The sequence below is a fragment of the Streptomyces sp. NPDC085932 genome (genome assembly GCF_044540525.1).
Lineage (GTDB): Bacteria > Actinomycetota > Actinomycetes > Streptomycetales > Streptomycetaceae > Streptomyces > Streptomyces levis.
This window is the reverse complement of sequence record NZ_JBITSJ010000001.1, coordinates 343,284-359,030: the sequence shown is the minus strand read 5'-3', so window position 1 is coordinate 359,030 and position 15,747 is coordinate 343,284. Positions and strand designations below refer to the sequence as shown.

Here is a 15,747-nt window from a genome sequence, read left to right as displayed (position 1 = left end):
CTGCCGTAGCATCCCTGTACGGGCCACCCCACCTGCCCTTCCGTCAACGTACGGATCACAAGGCGCAGTTGGTCCGCCTCGGGAGGACGTTATGAAGCATCGCGGCAGACACCGGCGGCGCAGGCGGGGAAGGGCGCTGCGCGCGACCCTGGCCGGGACGGCCCTCGCGCTCACCGCCGCCGCCACCATGATCAGCGCCTCGCAGGCCACCGTCGCCGACGACCCCGGGGCCCTGCGGCCGGTCGGGGCCGAGACCGGGCGGCTGCCGCTGGCCGAGCAGCGGGTGCCCGGGCCGTGGCTGGACCGGCTCGCCTCGGAGATGGGCCGGCCCGTCGGCGTCGGCGCGGTGCTGGCGGGCGCCGACCTCCCGCTGCGCGACGCGGCGGACTGCGCGGGTGCCGACCGGCACGGCCTGCCGGTCGAGCCGGCGGCCACGCGCGCCTACTGCTTCGGCGCCTCCGACACCCGGGGCTGGCGGCCCGGCGCGGTCACCACCTCGGGCGACGCGGACGACGACGGCCGCTGGGCCGGGAACCGCGTGGTGCTGTCCGGCTGGAGCCGCGGCGGCGCCGAGGGCGGTTCCCTCGACGGCCCGGACCCCGAGCGGGGCCTGGCCAAGATCGCCTTCGTCGACGCGAACGACCCCGCCCGGCCGCGTTACGCCTGGGCCCTGCTCGCCGTCCCGGTGGACGGCGGACGGGACTACCGGGGCCTGGTCTCCCCGCTGTCGGGCATGGTCTGGTACCAGGACAAGCTGCTGGTGACGACCCGCGAGGGCGACCGGGACGCGCTGTACGTGTACGACCTGGACCGCATCCAGCGCGCCACCGTCGACGCCGACGCGGTCGGCCGGGTCCGGGGCGGCTGGGCGGCGCACGGCTCCCGGTACGTGCTGCCCGCCGTCGGCTCCTACACCCTGCCCGGCGGGGAGGCGCCGCGTCCGGCCACCGTGTCCCTGGACCGCAGCACGGCACCGGACAGCCTGGTCGCGAGCGAGTGGGTGCCGGCGGACGGTGACCGCCCGACCCGGCTGTGGCGCTACGCGCTCAGCCGTGACCCGGCCCGCTCCGGCCTGCTCAGCACCGACTCCGCGGGGCGTGCGGAGCCGGTCGAGGCGTACGAGACGAAGACGGCGGACGTGCGGGGCGTGCTGGCGTACCGCTCGGCCTGGTACCTGGACCGCGCGGCGGGTTCCCCCGGCGGGCACGGCACGCTGTGGCGCCAGGACGTGGACGGGGCCCGGGCGACGGAGTGCGGGACGGACGAGACCCGGCACTGCTGGAGCGGCGGTTCGGGTTCCCTCTCCTACTGGGAGGAGACCGGTGAGGTGTGGTCGCAGTCGGGCCGGATGCTGTTCGCGCTGCCGCTGACCTCCCTCGACCGGGCACTGGGCCGATCGACAGACGAGTAGGCCGGATGGTTTTCTGGCCCGCATGACGACCATCGCCGTGACCACCTGGTCCCTGGAGCAGACCGCGCCGACCGATCTGCTGCCGGCCGCCGCCCCGGAGGGGGACGTGCGGATCGTCCGCTCCGAGGTGCCCTCCCCCGAGTTCAGCCGTTTCCTGTACGCCTCGGTGGGCGGCGACATCCGCTGGACCGACCGGCTGAGCTGGCCGTACGCCCGCTGGCGCGAGCACCTGGAGCGGCCGGGCGTGGAGACGTGGGTGGCCTACGACCGGGGTACGCCCGCCGGGTACATGGAGCTGGAGGCGCAGGACGACGCGGTCGTGGAGATCGTGCACTTCGGGCTGCTCCCCGCGTTCCGCGGCCGGCGCATCGGCGGGCACCTGCTGTCCTACGGCACCGCCCGGGCGTGGGATCTCGCCGACCGCTGGGCGGGGCTGGCGCCGACGAAGCGGGTCTGGCTGCACACCTGCAGCAAGGACGGGGAGCACGCGATGGACAACTACCAGCGCCGCGGCTTCAAGCTGTTCGACACCAAGGTCGAGGAGGAAGCGGACGTTTCCGCTCCGGGACCGTGGCCTGGGGCGTTCCCCGCCTGACCTGGCCGGACGCCACTGCCCGACCGGATGTGACCAAGGACACCCCTGTCTTGCTGTGCGAGACAAGGGTGTCCGCATCTTGGACAATGCTGGACTGTGTCCAGATCGCCGTGACACGCTTCCGTCATGTCTGGAACTGGAATCGCCTTGGTGAGTCGACGGCACGTCGACCTCGGCCGCATGTCCAGCGCCATCTGTCCGGCGCACTGAGAGCACTCAGCACGCGCCCGACATTCCCCTTTCTCGTCTCGTTCCCGCGCAATGACGCGCACGTATGCCCATGCGCCCGCGCGCGCAGGTCAGAGCCGCTTTCCCGCCTGTCCCGAAGGACGTATCCACCATGGCCGCCACCCCGCAGAAGCCTGCCGCCGCGACTCCACGCCGCAAGGTGAGCCGTCACCGCGGTGAAGGCCAGTGGGCCGCGGGGCACTTCACCCCGCTGAACGGCAACGAGCAGTTCAAGAAGGACGACGACGGTCTCAATGTGCGGACACGCATTGAGACGATCTACTCCAAGCGGGGCTTCGACTCGATCGACCCGAACGACCTGCGCGGCCGGATGCGCTGGTGGGGTCTGTACACCCAGCGCAAGCCCGGGATCGACGGCGGCAAGACCGCGATCCTGGAGCCCGAGGAGCTGGACGACGAGTACTTCATGCTGCGGGTGCGCATCGACGGCGGGGCGCTGACCACGCAGCAGCTGCGGGTCATCGGGGAGGTCTCGCAGGAGTTCGCGCGCGGGACGGCCGACATCACCGACCGGCAGAACGTCCAGTACCACTGGATCCGGATCGAGGACGTGCCCGAGATCTGGAACCGCCTGGAGGGCGTGGGCCTGTCCACGGTCACGGCCTGCGGTGACACCCCGCGTGTGATGATCGGTTCCCCGGTGGCGGGCATCGCCGAGGACGAGATCATCGACGCCACCCCGGCCCTGGAGGAGATGAAGCGCCGGGTGCTGAACAACCCGGCCTACTCGAACCTCCCCCGGAAGTTCAAGACGGCCATCTCGGGCTCGCCGCTGCTGGACGTGGTGCACGAGATCAACGACGTCGCGTTCGTCGGCGTGACCCACCCCGAGCACGGCCCCGGCTTCGACGTGTGGGTCGGCGGCGGCCTGTCCACCAACCCCAAGCTGGGCGTGCGGCTGGGCACCTGGGTGTCGATCGACGACGTCCCGGACGTCTACGAGGGCGTCATCTCGATCTTCCGCGACTACGGCTACCGCCGGCTGCGCAACCGCGCCCGGCTGAAGTTCCTCGTCGCCGACTGGGGCGCCGAGAAGTTCCGGCAGGTGCTGGAGGACGAGTACCTGGGGCGCAAGCTGACCGACGGACCCGCCCCGGAACAGCCGTCCAGCCAGTGGCGCGACCACATCGGTGTGCACCGGCAGAAGGACGGCCGCTTCTACGTCGGCTTCGCCCCGCGCGTGGGACGCGTCGACGGCGCGACGCTCACGAAGATCGCCGACCTCGCCGAGGCCCACGGTTCGGGCCGGGTGCGCACCACCGTCGAGCAGAAGATGATCGTCCTCGACGTCGAGCAGGACCGGGTCGACTCGCTCGTGGAAGGCCTGGAGGCGCTGGACCTCACCGCCCGGCCGTCCTCCTTCCGGCGCGGCACCATGGCCTGCACCGGCATCGAGTTCTGCAAGCTGGCCATCGTCGAGACCAAGCAGCGCGGCGCGCAGCTCATCGACGAACTGGAGCGCCGCCTGCCGGACTTCGACGAGCCGCTCACCATCAACCTCAACGGCTGCCCCAACGCCTGTGCCCGTATCCAGGTCGCGGACATCGGTCTCAAGGGCCAGCTGGTCCTGAACGACCAGGGCGAGCAGGTCGAGGGCTACCAGGTGCACCTGGGCGGCGCGCTCGGCCTGGAGGCCGGGTTCGGCCGCAAGGTGCGCGGCCTGAAGGTCACCTCGGACGAACTGCCGGACTACATCGAGCGCGTCCTGAAGCGGTTCCAGGCCGAGCGCGAGGACGGCGAGCGGTTCGCCGCCTGGGCGGCCCGGGCCGGCGAGGAGGCCCTGTCGTGAGCGAGCGGATGGCCCCGTTCTACTGCCCGTACTGCGGGGACGAGGACCTGCGGCCGAGCGAGGAGGGGCACGGCGCGTGGGAATGCGCGGCGTGCAGCCGGGCCTTTCAGCTGAAGTTCCTGGGCCTGCTGGCCCGGGGACAGAAGCGATCCGACTCCGGAGGGGAACGGATATGACGACCACTCAGGAAGAGCGCACCACCGACGAGCTGAAGGCACTCGCCGAGCAGGCGGGCCGTGACCTGGAGGACGCCTCCGCACTGGAGATCCTGCAGTGGGCGGCCGAGACGTTCGGCAAGCGCTTCTGCGTGACCTCCTCGATGGAGGACGCGGTGGTCGCCCACCTCGCCTCCCGCGCCATGCCCGGCGTCGACGTCGTCTTCCTCGACACCGGCTACCACTTCGAGGAGACCATCGGCACCCGCGACGCGGTCGACGCCGTGATGGACGTCAACGTCATCACGCTCACCCCGCGTCAGACGGTCGCCGAGCAGGACGCCGAGTACGGCCCGAAGCTGCACGACCGGAACCCCGACCTGTGCTGCAAGCTGCGCAAGGTCCGGCCGCTGGAAGAGGGCCTGAAGGGCTACCGGGCCTGGGCGACCGGCCTGCGCCGCGACGAGTCCCCGACCCGGGCGAACACCCCGGTGGTCGGCTGGGACGACAAGCGGCAGAAGGTCAAGATCTCCCCGATCGCCCGCTGGACCCAGGACGACGTGGACGCCTACGTCACCGAGCACGGCGTGCTGACCAACCCGCTGCTGATGGACGGCTACGCCTCCGTCGGCTGCGCCCCCTGCACCCGCCGGGTCCTGGAGGGCGAGGACGCGCGGGCGGGCCGCTGGGCCGGCCGGGCCAAGACCGAGTGCGGGCTGCACGGATGACGACGCCTCAGACGCCTCAGACGATTCGGACGATTCAGGAGACTCACGTGACGACCGGAGCCACCGTCTGGCTCACGGGTCTGCCGAGTGCGGGCAAGACCACCATCGCCCACGAACTGGCCGGCCGGCTGCGCGAGCAGGGCCACCGGGTCGAGGTGCTCGACGGCGACGAGATCCGCGAGTTCCTCTCCGCGGGCCTCGGCTTCAGCCGCGAGGACCGGCACACCAACGTGCAGCGCATCGGCTTCGTCGCCGAACTGCTCGCCCGCAACGGCGTGCTGGCCCTCGTTCCGGTCATCGCGCCCTACCGGGACAGCCGTGAGGCGGTGCGCAAGCGCCACCAGGCCCACGGCACGGCGTACGTCGAGGTGCACGTGGCGACCCCGGTCGAGGTGTGCAGCGAGCGGGACGTGAAGGGCCTGTACGCCAAGCAGGCCGCGGGCGAGCTCACCGGGCTCACCGGCGTCGACGACCCGTACGAGGCACCCGAGTCGCCCGATCTGCGGATCGAGTCGCAGAACCAGACCGTGCAGGAGTCCGCGGCGTCGGTGTACGCCCTGCTGACCGAAAGGGGACTGGCATGACGACGACCGTCGCCACCGTGTCCGAGGAGACCGGCAGCCCGTACGCGCTGTCGCACCTCGACGCCCTCGAGTCCGAGGCGGTGCACATCTTCCGCGAGGTGGCGGGCGAGTTCGAGCGGCCGGTGATCCTGTTCTCCGGCGGCAAGGACTCCATCGTCATGCTGCACCTGGCGCTGAAGGCGTTCCGCCCGGCGGCGGTGCCGTTCTCGCTGCTGCACGTCGACACCGGGCACAACTTCCCCGAGGTCCTCGACTACCGCGACCGCACGGTCGCCCGGCACGGGCTGCGGCTGCACGTCGCCTCCGTGCAGGACTACATCGACCGCGGCGTGCTCAAGGAGCGCCCGGACGGCACCCGCAACCCGCTGCAGACGCTGCCGCTGACCGAGAAGATCCAGGCGGAGAAGTTCGACGCGGTCTTCGGCGGCGGGCGCCGCGACGAGGAGAAGGCCCGGGCCAAGGAGCGGGTGTTCTCGCTGCGCGACGAGTTCTCCCAGTGGGACCCGCGCCGCCAGCGCCCCGAGCTGTGGAACCTGTACAACGGCCGCCACGCCCCCGGCGAGCACGTGCGCGTCTTCCCGCTGTCCAACTGGACCGAGCTGGACGTGTGGCAGTACATCGCCCGCGAGGGCATCGAACTGCCGGAGATCTACTACGCGCACGAGCGCGAGGTATTCCGGCGCGCCGGCATGTGGCTGACCGCCGGCGAGTGGGGCGGGCCGAAGGACGGCGAGACCGTCGAGAAGCGGCTGGTGCGCTACCGGACCGTCGGTGACATGTCCTGCACGGGCGCGGTGGACTCCGACGCCGACACGATCGAGAAGGTGATCGTGGAGATCGCCGCCTCCCGGCTCACCGAGCGCGGCGCGACCCGCGCCGACGACAAGATGTCCGAGGCCGCGATGGAAGACCGCAAGCGCGAGGGGTACTTCTAGAGATGAGCACGATCACGACCGAGGAGCTCTCGGCCACCACCCTGCTGCGGTTCGCCACCGCCGGTTCCGTCGACGACGGCAAGTCCACCCTGGTGGGCCGGCTGCTGCACGACTCCAAGTCGGTCCTGACCGACCAGCTGGAGGCCGTGGAGCGCGCCTCCGCGAGCCGCGGCCAGGACGCCCCGGACCTCGCGCTGCTGACGGACGGCCTGCGGGCCGAGCGGGAGCAGGGCATCACCATCGACGTGGCCTACCGCTACTTCGCCACGCCCCGGCGGCGGTTCATCCTCGCCGACACCCCCGGGCACGTGCAGTACACGCGGAACATGGTCACCGGCGCCTCCACCGCCGAGCTGACGGTGATCCTGGTCGACGCCCGCAACGGCGTCGTGGAGCAGACCCGCCGGCACGCCGCCATCGCCGCGCTGCTGCGCGTGCCGCACGTGGTCCTCGCGGTGAACAAGATGGACCTCGTCGGCTACGAGGAGAAGGTGTTCGCGGCCATCGCCGAGGAGTTCACGGCGTACGCGACCGAGCTGGGCGTGCCCGAGGTCACCGCGATCCCGATCTCGGCGCTGGTCGGTGACAACGTGGTGGAGCCGTCCTCGCACATGGACTGGTACGGCGGCCCGACCGTGCTGGAACACCTGGAGACGGTGCCGGTCAGCCACGACCTGAGCCACTGCCACGCCCGGCTGCCCGTGCAGTACGTGATCCGTCCGCAGAGCGCGGACCACCCCGACTACCGGGGCTACGCCGGCCAGATCGCGGCCGGTTCGTTCCGCGTGGGCGAGCAGGTCACCGTGCTGCCGTCGGGCCGCTCCACGAAGATCTCCGGCATCGACCTGCTCGGCGAGCCGGTCGACGTCGCCTGGACCACCCAGTCGGTGACCCTCCTGCTGGAGGACGACATCGACATCTCGCGCGGCGACCTGATCGTGCCCAGTAAGGACGCGCCGCCCACCACCCAGGACATCGAGGCGACCGTCTGCCACGTCGCGGACGCGCCGCTGACCGTCGGGCACCGGGTGCTGCTCAAGCACGGCACGCGCACGGTCAAGGCGATCGTCAAGGACATCCCGTCCCGGCTCACGCTCGACGACCTGTCGCTGCACCCGCACCCGGGGCAGCTCGTCGCCAACGACATCGGCCGGGTGAAGATCCGTACCGCCGAGCCGCTGCCGGTCGACTCCTACGCCGACTCGCGGCGCACCGGCTCCTTCATCCTGATCGACCCGAACGACGGCACGACCCTGACCGCGGGCATGGTCGGCGAGTCCTTCGCCGCCCCCGAGCCGGTCAAGGACGAGTCCGAGGACGACGGGTGGGACTTCTGACATGAGTTCCCCCGACTTCTACTCCATGTTCGCGAAGGAGGGCGGCCGCGTCGGCAGCGGTGCGCTCGGCAGCGGGCAGGGCGGAGTGGCGCGATGTGTGCGCTGACGTACGCGCACTGCCTGCGCGCCCTCACCCCCCACCGCCGTAGACGAAAACCTGCCGACCTCCCGGCCACGACCTGAAAGACCGTGACCGCCGGGCCTCCGAGAGGACCACCTCCCGTGCCTGCTACATCCGTTGTGCGCCGCAGTCTCGCGGTCGTCGCCGCGCTTCCCCTGTTCACCCTGGCCGCCTGCGGCTACGGCTCCCAGGCCGAGGACGACGGCGCCGCCAAGGTCGCCGCCGGGGCGAAGAAGATCGACGGTCTGGACAGCGTCAAGATCGGTTACTTCGGCAATCTGACCCACGGCACCGCGCTGGTGGGCATGGAGAAGGGCTTCTTCCAGAAGGAGCTCGGCGCCACCGAGGTCGAGCCGGCCGTCTTCAACGCCGGCCCCTCGGAGATCGAGGCGCTCAACTCCGGCTCCATCGACATCGGCTGGATCGGCCCCTCCCCCGCGATCAACGGCTACACCAAGTCCGGCGGCAAGAACCTGCGCATCATCGGCGGTTCGGCGTCCGGCGGGGTGAAGCTGGTGGTGAACCCGGACAAGATCAAGTCCCTGAAGGACGTCAAAGGCAAGCGGATCGCGACCCCGCAGCTGGGCAACACGCAGGACGTGGCGTTCCTCAACTGGGCCGCGGAGCAGGGCTGGAAGGTCGACCCGCAGAGCGGCAAGGGCGACGTCACGGTCGTCCGCAGCGACAACAAGGTCACCCCCGACGCCTTCAAGGCCGGGTCGATCGACGGCGCGTGGGTGCCGGAGCCGACCGCGTCGAAGCTGGTCGCCGAGGGCGGCAAGGAGCTGCTCGACGAGGCGACGCTGTGGCCGGACAAGAAGTTCGTGATCACGAACATCATCGTGCGGCAGGAGTTCCTCCAGAAGCACCCGAAGGTCGTCGAGGCCGTGCTCAAGGCCTCGGTCACCACCAACAAGTGGATCAACGCCAACCCGGACGCGGCCAAGGAGGCGGCGAACAAGCTCCTGGAGAAGGAGACCGGCAAGGCGCTGCCCGCCGAGGTGCTGGACCCGGCCTGGAAGTCGATCCGGTTCACCGACGACCCGCTGGCCTCCACCCTCAACACCGAGGCGGAGCACGCCGTGAAGGCGGGGCTGCTGGAGAAGCCGGACCTGCAGGGCATCTACGACCTCGCGCCGCTGAACAAGGTCCTCAAGGCCGAGGGCGCGCCCGCGGTCGACGACGCCGGCCTCGGCGTCAAGTAAGCCCGCTACCCGACCGTTCCCAGGAGGTGACGACCATGGCCACGACCCTCGCCAAGGCCGCCGACGGCACCGAGACGGCCACGCACGCCGCTCGCATCGAGCACGTCTCGAAGTCGTTCGCGGGCCCCGCCGGGCAGCAGCTCGTCCTGGACGACATCACCCTCGATGTCGCGCCCGGCGAGTTCGTCACCCTCCTGGGGGCCTCGGGCTGCGGCAAGTCCACGCTGCTGAACCTGGTGGCGGGCCTGGACCGGCCCAGCGCCGGCGAGATCAGCACGGACGGCCGCCCGGCGCTGATGTTCCAGGAGCACGCGCTGTTCCCGTGGCTGACCGCGGGCAAGAACATCGAACTCGCCCTGAAGCTGCGGGGCGTGCCGAAGGCCGAGCGCCGCGACCGGGCGGAGCGGCTGCTCGAACTGGTCCGGCTCACCGGCGCCCACGGCAAGCGGGTGCACGAGCTGTCGGGCGGTATGCGTCAGCGGGTGGCGCTGGCCCGGGCGCTCGCCCAGGAGAGCCGGCTGCTGCTGATGGACGAGCCGTTCGCGGCGCTGGACGCCATCACACGGGACGTGCTGCACGACGAGCTGACCCGCATCTGGCGCGAGACGCAGGTGTCCGTCCTGTTCGTCACGCACAACGTGCGCGAGGCGGTCCGTCTCGCGCAGCGCGTGGTGCTGCTGTCCTCCCGTCCGGGGCGCATCGCGCGCGAGTGGACGGTGGACATCCCGCACCCGCGCCGCATCGAGGACACCGCCGTCGCGGAACTGTCCGTCGAGATCACCGAAGAACTGCGTGGGGAGATCCGCCGTCATGGCCAGCACTGACTCGACGACGACCGTCGACAAGGACGGCACCGATCTCGCCGGTCTCGAGGCGGGCCTCGACGCGCTGGAGACGCGGCAGACCAGCCGCAAGCCGTTCCGGCAGACCTTCACCGAGAAGATCCTGCCGCCCGTGCTCGCCGTCGCGCTGGTGCTGGCGGTCTGGCAGGCCCTCGTCTCGTTCAAGATCGTCGACGACCCGACGAAGCTGCCGTCGCCGTCGGCCGTCTGGGACGTCGTGCACACGGCGTGGCTGCAGGGCGAGTTGCTCGGCTACATCTGGACCAGCGTCTCGCGCGGCCTGCTGGGCTTCTGCTTCGCGCTGGCGATCGGTACGCCGCTGGGCCTGATCGTGGCCCGGGTGAAGTTCGTCCGCGCGGCGATCGGCCCGATCCTGTCGGGCCTGCAGTCCCTGCCGTCGGTCGCCTGGGTGCCGCCCGCGGTGATCTGGCTGGGCCTGAACAACTCGATGATGTACGCGGTGATCCTGCTGGGCGCGGTCCCGTCGATCGCCAACGGCCTGGTGTCCGGGGTCGACCAGGTGCCGCCGCTGTTCCTGCGCGCGGGCCGCACGCTCGGCGCGACGGGCCTGAAGGGCACGTGGCACATCGTCCTGCCGGCCGCCCTGCCCGGTTACGTGGCCGGTCTGAAGCAGGGCTGGGCCTTCTCCTGGCGTTCCCTGATGGCCGCCGAGATCATCGCGTCCTTCCCCGACCTCGGCGTCGGGCTGGGCCAGTTGCTGGAGAACGGCCGCAACGCCAGCGACATGGCCATGGTCTTCGAGGCGATCCTGCTCATCCTGATCGTCGGCATCGCGATCGACCTGCTGATCTTCAGCCCGCTGGAGCGGTGGGTGCTGCGCAGCCGCGGCCTGCTGGTGAAGAGCTGAGTGACATGACGAACCGGCCCGTTCTCCTCGTCATCGCCCACGGCAGCCGCGACCCGCGGCACGCCGCGACGGTGCACGCCCTGGTGCGCCGGGTGCGTTCGCTGCGCCCCGACGTGCGGGTGGAGACCGGGTTCCTGGACTTCAACGTGCCCTCGGTGCAGGGCGTGCTGGAGTCCCTGGCGGTGCAGGGCGTCCGCGACGTGGTCGCCCTGCCGCTCCTGCTCACCCGCGCCTTCCACGCCAAGGCCGACATCCCGGCGGTCCTCGCGGACGCGCCGCCGCAGCTGCGCATCCGCCAGGCGGAGGTCCTGGGCCCCTCGCCCCTGCTGCTGGCGGCCCTGGAGCGACGCCTGTACGAGGCGGGTCTGACCCCCGCCGACAAGTCCTCGACCGGGGTCGTGCTGGCCTCGGCGGGGTCCACCGACCCGGAGGCGATCGCAGTGATCGCGGACATCGCGCGGGAGTGGCGGCACACCGGTTGGTGCGCCGTGCGGCCTGCGTTCGCCTCCGCTGGTTCTCCCGCGGGGTTCCCGCGCACCGAGGACGCCGTCCGCGCACTCCGCGCCCTCGGCTGCGCCCGTGTCGCGGTCGCCCCCTACGTCCTGGCCCCCGGCTTCCTCCCCGACCGCATCGCCCGGGGCGCGGCGGAGGCGGACGTCCTGGCGGACGTCCTGGGCGCGGCGCCGGAGGTGGCGCGGGTGGTGCTGGAGCGGTACGAGGCGGCACGGATGCCGTCGCTGGCGGCGGTCAGCGCCTGAGCTCCCGCCGGCTGCACCTGGCCTACGCCGCCGGTTCCGGCTGGAGGGCGAAGGAGTACGGGGCCCACGGGCCGGTGATCTCCACCCGGAGGCCGGGCGTGGCACGGGCGGCTGCCAGGAGGCCCGTGCGGAAGGCGTCGACGCGGTCCCGGGGGACGAGGTAGGCGTCGTTGCCCATGTTGGTGCCGGGGGCGGAGCCCGCGAGGCTGCCGCGTTCGGGGGTGTGGGCGACGCGGTCGACGGCGAGGGTGCCGGCCGTTTCGGTGAGGCGGGCGGCGGCCTGGGCGACCGTGCGCCAGGCCTCCTCGTTCCTGCGCTGTCTGCGGCGGCGGATCACCTGGTAGGCACGTCCCACCCCGAGGCCGGTGGCCGTGTCCCGGCCGGGGTCCGGGGCGGCCTCGGGCGGGGCGAGGTCGGGGGCGGCGTAGATCTTGACGCCGAGTTCGACGTGGCCGGTGAGGCGGTCCAGCAGGGAGCGGAAGTAGGCCCGGCGGATGTCGAGGGCCTCGCGGGCGCCGGCCTCGTCGCGGTAGACGGTGGCCAGGCGCAGCGGGAGGACGGCGGCGCCGGAGGCGGCCAGGGCGGACACCACGGCGTGGTGGGAGCGGACCGTGGACTCCATCCAGTCCAGGTCGTCGAGGTGGGCCCGCAGCGGCACGTCGTCGTAGTCGCCGGGCGGGACGTGGCCGACGGCGAAGGCCAGGGGCCCTGGGGCGCTCGCGGGGTCGACCAGGCGGATCGGTTCCCCGGCGACGCCGCGCAGGTGCGCCGCGGCCGCGGTGGCCTCGGGGGTGCGGTGCAGGACCGCGTAGGCGTAGACGAGCTGGGTGTCGGTCATGGATCCGGGCTCCTGTCGCTGGCCGTGCGCTTCCTCTCGCGAGACTCCGTTCTCGTGCCGTCCGTCCGACCGTAGGTACGGGAGGGGCGGCCGTGATGTTCACGCGAACACGGGCGCGGTCGGGAGGAGCTTCGGGTCGCGCGGGACCCGGCCGGGCCCCGCGTTGTCCCGGGGCCGGAAGGTCACCCCGCGGGGGCCGTCAGCTCCACCAGTTTGAGCACCGTGTTCCAGTTGCGGGTCGTGGCGATCACACCCTTGGTGAAGCGCGGTCTCGCCAGCTGCTCGGCCAGCTTGGAGCGGCCCAGGCCGTCAGGGGCGTACAGGTACAGGGCGCGGTCGCCGAGGCGGAACTCCTCGGGAAGGAAGGCGGCTTGGTCGAGCTGCCCGAAGCGCTCGGGGGTGACGGGCGCCGAGAAGTAGGTGACGTGGAGCTGCTTGGGCTCCAGGTCGGCGGCCGGGAACGGGCAGGCGTCGGCGACCGCCCGCAGATAGGCGTGGTCGCGCACGATCACGTCGACGCCGAAGCCGAATTGCCGTTCGATGCCGTGCGCGAGCTCCGCGGCCAGTGACTCCTCGTCGCCGTGCCCGCTGGAGAACACGGCCTGTCCGCTCTGCAGGTACGTCCGCACGTCCTCGTGGCCGAGGTTTTCCAGAAGGGCGCGCAGGTCGGCCATGGGGACCTTCCGGCTGCCGCCCACGTTGATCCCGCGCAGCAGGGCCGCGTACATCGTGGTCATCCGCTCACGATAGAGCGGCCGTCGTGCCCCGTGGGGGTGGGCACGACGGCCGCGACGGGCTGCTGCCCGGCCCCGTAAATTACTCACCGGTCATCGCGGGGCACAACCGTCTGCTCAGGATCCACACACCCGAGGAGCCCGGAATGTCTCCCGATAGGTGTAAGGGACCACGGTCCGCGGGGCTCCTCCCCAGTGGGGAGACGACCGGGTCCATGGGGATGAGTTCCGGCCGCGCGGCTTCACCGGGCAGCACGACGAGATGGCTTTATCCGGCCCCTACCTTCGAGACGGAAGGGGGCGGCAGGGGGCCGTCACCGCGTCACGAGGGGGCAGGCCCGTCATGGGGAACGGAGAAACACGGGTGCGGGGCTTCGCCGCCCGGGCCGGCGGCTGGAGCGCCCGGCACCGATGGGCCGCCGTCGGCATCTGGGTGCTGTTCGTCGTCCTGGCGACAGGGCTCGGTTCGGCGGCCGGACGGGTCGACGTCAAGGACAGTGACCAGCTCAAGGGGGAGACGCACACCGCCGCCCGGATCATCGAGGACGCCGGGATCGACGAACCGGCCGGCGAGACGGTCCTGATCCAGGCCAAGGACGACGGGCTGAAAGCGACGGACCCCGAGTTCCGCGACGCGGTCACCGCGGTCGTCCGGGCGGTCGGGAAGACCGGCCGGGTCACCGACGTGACCTCGCCGTACGAGACGAAGACGATCTCGAAGGACGGGCGCAGCGCGCTCGTGCAGTTCGACATGCGGGGTGAGGCCGACACGGCCGGCGAGCGGGTCGAGCCGGTGCTGGAGGCCGTCGCGGGCGTCCAACGGGAGCACGAGGCGCTGCGGATCGAGGAGATCGGCGGCGCCAGCATGATGAAGACCTTCGACGACGCGTTCGGGAAGGACTTCAAGCGGGCCGAGTACTCCGCGGTGCCGGTGGCCTTCGGCATCCTGCTGATCGCGTTCGGCGCGCTGGTCGCGGCGCTGCTGCCGGTGGCGCTGGCGGTCACCGCGATCATGGCGACGATGGGCCTGATGGGCGTCGTCAGCCACGTCATGCCGATGAGCGACACCGCCAACTCCGTGATGCTGCTGGTCGGTATGGCGGTCGGTGTCGACTACTGCCTGTTCTACCTGCGCCGTGAGCGCGAGGAGCGCGAGGCCGGCCGGGACGCGCAGACGGCCCTGCGGATCGCCGCGGCGACCAGCGGCCGGGCGATCGTCGTCTCCGGTGTCACGGTGTGCGTGGCCATGGCGGGCATGCTCTTCACCGGGCTCGCCGAGTTCGAGGCGATGGGTCTGGCCTCGCTGATCGTGGTCGCGGTGGCGATGGTGGGGTCCGTGACCGTGCTGCCCGCGCTGCTGTCACTGCTGGGCGAGCGCGTGGAGAAGGGGCGTATACCGTTCCTGCGCCGGCGCAAGCGGGGTGCCGGGCAGGACAGCAAGTTCTGGACGGCCGTGCTGCGCCGTGTCCTGGCCCGGCCGGTGCTCTCCGTGGTGGTGGCGGCCGGTGCGCTGCTGGCCGTCGCGGCGCCCGCGCTCGGCATGAAGACGCAGCAGCTCACGCTGGACCAGGAGTTCGGGGACTCACTGCCGATCGTGCAGACGTACAACCGGCTCAACGAGGCGTTCCCGGGCGGCTCGGAGCCTGCCGAGGTGGTCGTGAAGGCGGACGACATCAACGCGCCGGAGGTGCAGGCGGCGCTCGCCGGCTTCCGTGACCGGGCGATCAGTTCGGGTGCCTCGCGCGGCCCGGTGGAGATCAAGCTGCACGACGCGCAGAACGTGGCGTTCGTCTACGTGCCGCTGGTGGGCGGCTCGGACCTGGACCGGGCCGGGGAGAGCCTGGACAAGCTGCGCGACGAGGTGCGTCCCGCCACGCTGGGCAGGGTCGACGGGGTGGAGGCGCCGATCACCGGGCAGGTGGCCGGGTCGAAGGACTTCAACGACCAGCTGGCGGGTGCCGTCGTGCCGGTGTTCGCGTTCGTGGTGGTGTTCGCCTTCGCGCTGATGCTGCTGTCGTTCCGGTCGCTGACCATCGCGGTCACGTCGATCGTGCTGAACCTGCTGTCGGTGGGCGCGGCCTACGGCATTCTCGTCGCCGTCTTCCAGCACGGCTGGGGCGCGTCCCTGGTGGGCGCGGAGGGCGTCGGCGCGATCATCACCTGGCTGCCGCTGTTCCTCTTCGTGATCCTGTTCGGGCTGTCGATGGACTACCACGTGTTCGTGGTGTCCCGGATCCGCGAGGCCCGGCTGCGGGGCCTGGAGACCAGGGACGCGATCCGGCACGGCGTGGTCACCACGGCCGGGGTGGTCACCAGCGCCGCGGTCATCATGGTCGCCGTGTTCGCCATCTTCGGCACGCTGTCCATGCAGTCCATGAAGCAGATGGGCGTCGGCCTGGCGGCGGCGGTGCTCATCGACGCGACGATCATCCGCGGGGTGCTGCTGCCGGCGGTGATGGCGCTGCTCGGCGAGCGCAACTGGTACCTGCCGAAGTGGCTGCACCGGCTGCCGGACCTCACCCACGACGAGACGCCGCAGGCGATCGCGGGGCCGGCGGCGCGCGACGACGAGGGTGAGCCCGTCAGGGTCTGACGCCT

The 15,747-nt window shown here is 71.6% G+C and carries 16 protein-coding genes; 14 read left to right on the top strand and 2 right to left on the bottom strand.

Translation table 11 applies throughout. From position 1 onward, the window contains the following. The first annotated feature begins 91 nt into the window (after positions 1-91). From ACIGAQ_RS01485 to ACIGAQ_RS01425, 13 genes are all read left to right on the top strand, one after another. Positions 92-1,411 carry a hypothetical protein gene (locus ACIGAQ_RS01485; RefSeq protein ID WP_399778282.1) on the top strand — a complete coding sequence of 440 codons (1,320 nt, stop codon included), beginning with the start codon at positions 92-94 and terminating at the stop codon, positions 1,409-1,411. 22 nt (positions 1,412-1,433) lie between these two features. Beyond that, positions 1,434-2,006, top strand: a complete 573-nt coding sequence (locus tag ACIGAQ_RS01480; RefSeq protein ID WP_399778280.1) for a GNAT family N-acetyltransferase — start codon at positions 1,434-1,436, stop codon at positions 2,004-2,006. A gap of 126 nt (positions 2,007-2,132) precedes the next feature. Next, on the top strand, positions 2,133-2,216 hold the full coding sequence (locus ACIGAQ_RS01475; RefSeq protein ID WP_311241247.1) for a putative leader peptide: 84 nt from the start codon (positions 2,133-2,135) through the stop codon (positions 2,214-2,216). Positions 2,217-2,346: 130 nt separating this feature from the next. Further along, positions 2,347-4,044, top strand: a complete 1,698-nt coding sequence (locus ACIGAQ_RS01470; protein ID WP_311682934.1) for a nitrite/sulfite reductase — start codon at positions 2,347-2,349, stop codon at positions 4,042-4,044. Then, a complete protein-coding gene (locus ACIGAQ_RS01465) occupies positions 4,041-4,220 on the top strand; it encodes a hypothetical protein (RefSeq protein ID WP_311682936.1) in 180 nt (59 codons plus the stop codon). Before ACIGAQ_RS01470 ends, ACIGAQ_RS01465 begins: the two co-directional genes overlap by 4 nt. After that, complete coding sequence (locus ACIGAQ_RS01460) at positions 4,217-4,927, top strand: phosphoadenylyl-sulfate reductase (protein ID WP_399778277.1); 711 nt, start codon at positions 4,217-4,219, stop codon at positions 4,925-4,927. Before ACIGAQ_RS01465 ends, ACIGAQ_RS01460 begins: the two co-directional genes overlap by 4 nt. A gap of 47 nt (positions 4,928-4,974) precedes the next feature. Continuing rightward, entirely contained in the window at positions 4,975-5,511 is a 537-nt protein-coding gene (gene cysC, locus ACIGAQ_RS01455; RefSeq protein WP_394814271.1) for an adenylyl-sulfate kinase, read from the top strand. Then, positions 5,508-6,446, top strand: a complete 939-nt coding sequence (gene cysD / locus ACIGAQ_RS01450; RefSeq protein WP_311682941.1) for a sulfate adenylyltransferase subunit CysD — start codon at positions 5,508-5,510, stop codon at positions 6,444-6,446. The genes cysC and cysD overlap by 4 nt, the downstream gene beginning before the upstream one ends. A 2-nt stretch (positions 6,447-6,448) precedes the next feature. Continuing rightward, positions 6,449-7,783 (top strand): sulfate adenylyltransferase subunit 1, encoded by a 1,335-nt coding sequence (locus ACIGAQ_RS01445; RefSeq protein WP_399778274.1) that lies wholly within the window; start codon positions 6,449-6,451, stop codon positions 7,781-7,783. A gap of 222 nt (positions 7,784-8,005) precedes the next feature. Then, positions 8,006-9,109, top strand: coding sequence for an aliphatic sulfonate ABC transporter substrate-binding protein (locus tag ACIGAQ_RS01440; RefSeq protein WP_399778272.1), 1,104 nt, complete (start codon positions 8,006-8,008; stop codon positions 9,107-9,109). A 35-nt stretch (positions 9,110-9,144) separates the two neighbouring features. Then, entirely contained in the window at positions 9,145-9,933 is a 789-nt protein-coding gene (locus ACIGAQ_RS01435; protein WP_311682947.1) for an ABC transporter ATP-binding protein, read from the top strand. Further along, entirely contained in the window at positions 9,920-10,819 is a 900-nt protein-coding gene (locus ACIGAQ_RS01430; RefSeq protein WP_311682949.1) for an ABC transporter permease, read from the top strand. The genes ACIGAQ_RS01435 and ACIGAQ_RS01430 overlap by 14 nt, the downstream gene beginning before the upstream one ends. Before the next feature lie 5 nt (positions 10,820-10,824). Beyond that, positions 10,825-11,577 carry a sirohydrochlorin chelatase gene (locus ACIGAQ_RS01425; protein WP_362277936.1) on the top strand — a complete coding sequence of 251 codons (753 nt, stop codon included), beginning with the start codon at positions 10,825-10,827 and terminating at the stop codon, positions 11,575-11,577. A 22-nt stretch (positions 11,578-11,599) separates the two neighbouring features. Here the strand turns inward: ACIGAQ_RS01425 and ACIGAQ_RS01420 are convergent, their stop codons facing one another. Together ACIGAQ_RS01420 and ACIGAQ_RS01415 are read right to left on the bottom strand one after the other, a co-directional pair. Beyond that, positions 11,600-12,415 (bottom strand): GvpL/GvpF family gas vesicle protein, encoded by an 816-nt coding sequence (locus ACIGAQ_RS01420; protein WP_399778269.1) that lies wholly within the window; start codon positions 12,413-12,415, stop codon positions 11,600-11,602. Between the two features lie 182 nt (positions 12,416-12,597). After that, positions 12,598-13,152, bottom strand: a complete 555-nt coding sequence (locus ACIGAQ_RS01415) for a DUF1697 domain-containing protein (RefSeq protein WP_399778267.1) — start codon at positions 13,150-13,152, stop codon at positions 12,598-12,600. A 340-nt stretch (positions 13,153-13,492) separates the two neighbouring features. On the opposite strand from ACIGAQ_RS01415, the gene ACIGAQ_RS01410 reads away from it, so the two are divergent. Then, positions 13,493-15,742 carry an MMPL family transporter gene (locus ACIGAQ_RS01410; protein ID WP_399778265.1) on the top strand — a complete coding sequence of 750 codons (2,250 nt, stop codon included), beginning with the start codon at positions 13,493-13,495 and terminating at the stop codon, positions 15,740-15,742. Positions 15,743-15,747 lie beyond the last annotated feature (5 nt).

What these genes read in the sequence shown, in the direction of transcription:
- ACIGAQ_RS01420 (WP_399778269.1), bottom strand. Translation starts at nt 12,415, where the DNA reads ATGACCGACACCCAGCTCGTCTACGCCTACGCGGTCCTGCACCGCACC.
- cysD (WP_311682941.1), top strand. Translation starts at nt 5,508, where the DNA reads ATGACGACGACCGTCGCCACCGTGTCCGAGGAGACCGGCAGCCCGTAC.
- ACIGAQ_RS01460 (WP_399778277.1), top strand. Translation starts at nt 4,217, where the DNA reads ATGACGACCACTCAGGAAGAGCGCACCACCGACGAGCTGAAGGCACTC.
- ACIGAQ_RS01410 (WP_399778265.1), top strand. Translation starts at nt 13,493, where the DNA reads ATGGGGAACGGAGAAACACGGGTGCGGGGCTTCGCCGCCCGGGCCGGC.
- ACIGAQ_RS01480 (WP_399778280.1), top strand. Translation starts at nt 1,434, where the DNA reads ATGACGACCATCGCCGTGACCACCTGGTCCCTGGAGCAGACCGCGCCG.
- ACIGAQ_RS01425 (WP_362277936.1), top strand. Translation starts at nt 10,825, where the DNA reads ATGACGAACCGGCCCGTTCTCCTCGTCATCGCCCACGGCAGCCGCGAC.
- ACIGAQ_RS01415 (WP_399778267.1), bottom strand. Translation starts at nt 13,152, where the DNA reads ATGACCACGATGTACGCGGCCCTGCTGCGCGGGATCAACGTGGGCGGC.
- ACIGAQ_RS01470 (WP_311682934.1), top strand. Translation starts at nt 2,347, where the DNA reads ATGGCCGCCACCCCGCAGAAGCCTGCCGCCGCGACTCCACGCCGCAAG.
- ACIGAQ_RS01485 (WP_399778282.1), top strand. Translation starts at nt 92, where the DNA reads ATGAAGCATCGCGGCAGACACCGGCGGCGCAGGCGGGGAAGGGCGCTG.
- ACIGAQ_RS01435 (WP_311682947.1), top strand. Translation starts at nt 9,145, where the DNA reads ATGGCCACGACCCTCGCCAAGGCCGCCGACGGCACCGAGACGGCCACG.
- ACIGAQ_RS01445 (WP_399778274.1), top strand. Translation starts at nt 6,449, where the DNA reads ATGAGCACGATCACGACCGAGGAGCTCTCGGCCACCACCCTGCTGCGG.
- ACIGAQ_RS01430 (WP_311682949.1), top strand. Translation starts at nt 9,920, where the DNA reads ATGGCCAGCACTGACTCGACGACGACCGTCGACAAGGACGGCACCGAT.
- ACIGAQ_RS01475 (WP_311241247.1), top strand. Translation starts at nt 2,133, where the DNA reads ATGTCTGGAACTGGAATCGCCTTGGTGAGTCGACGGCACGTCGACCTC.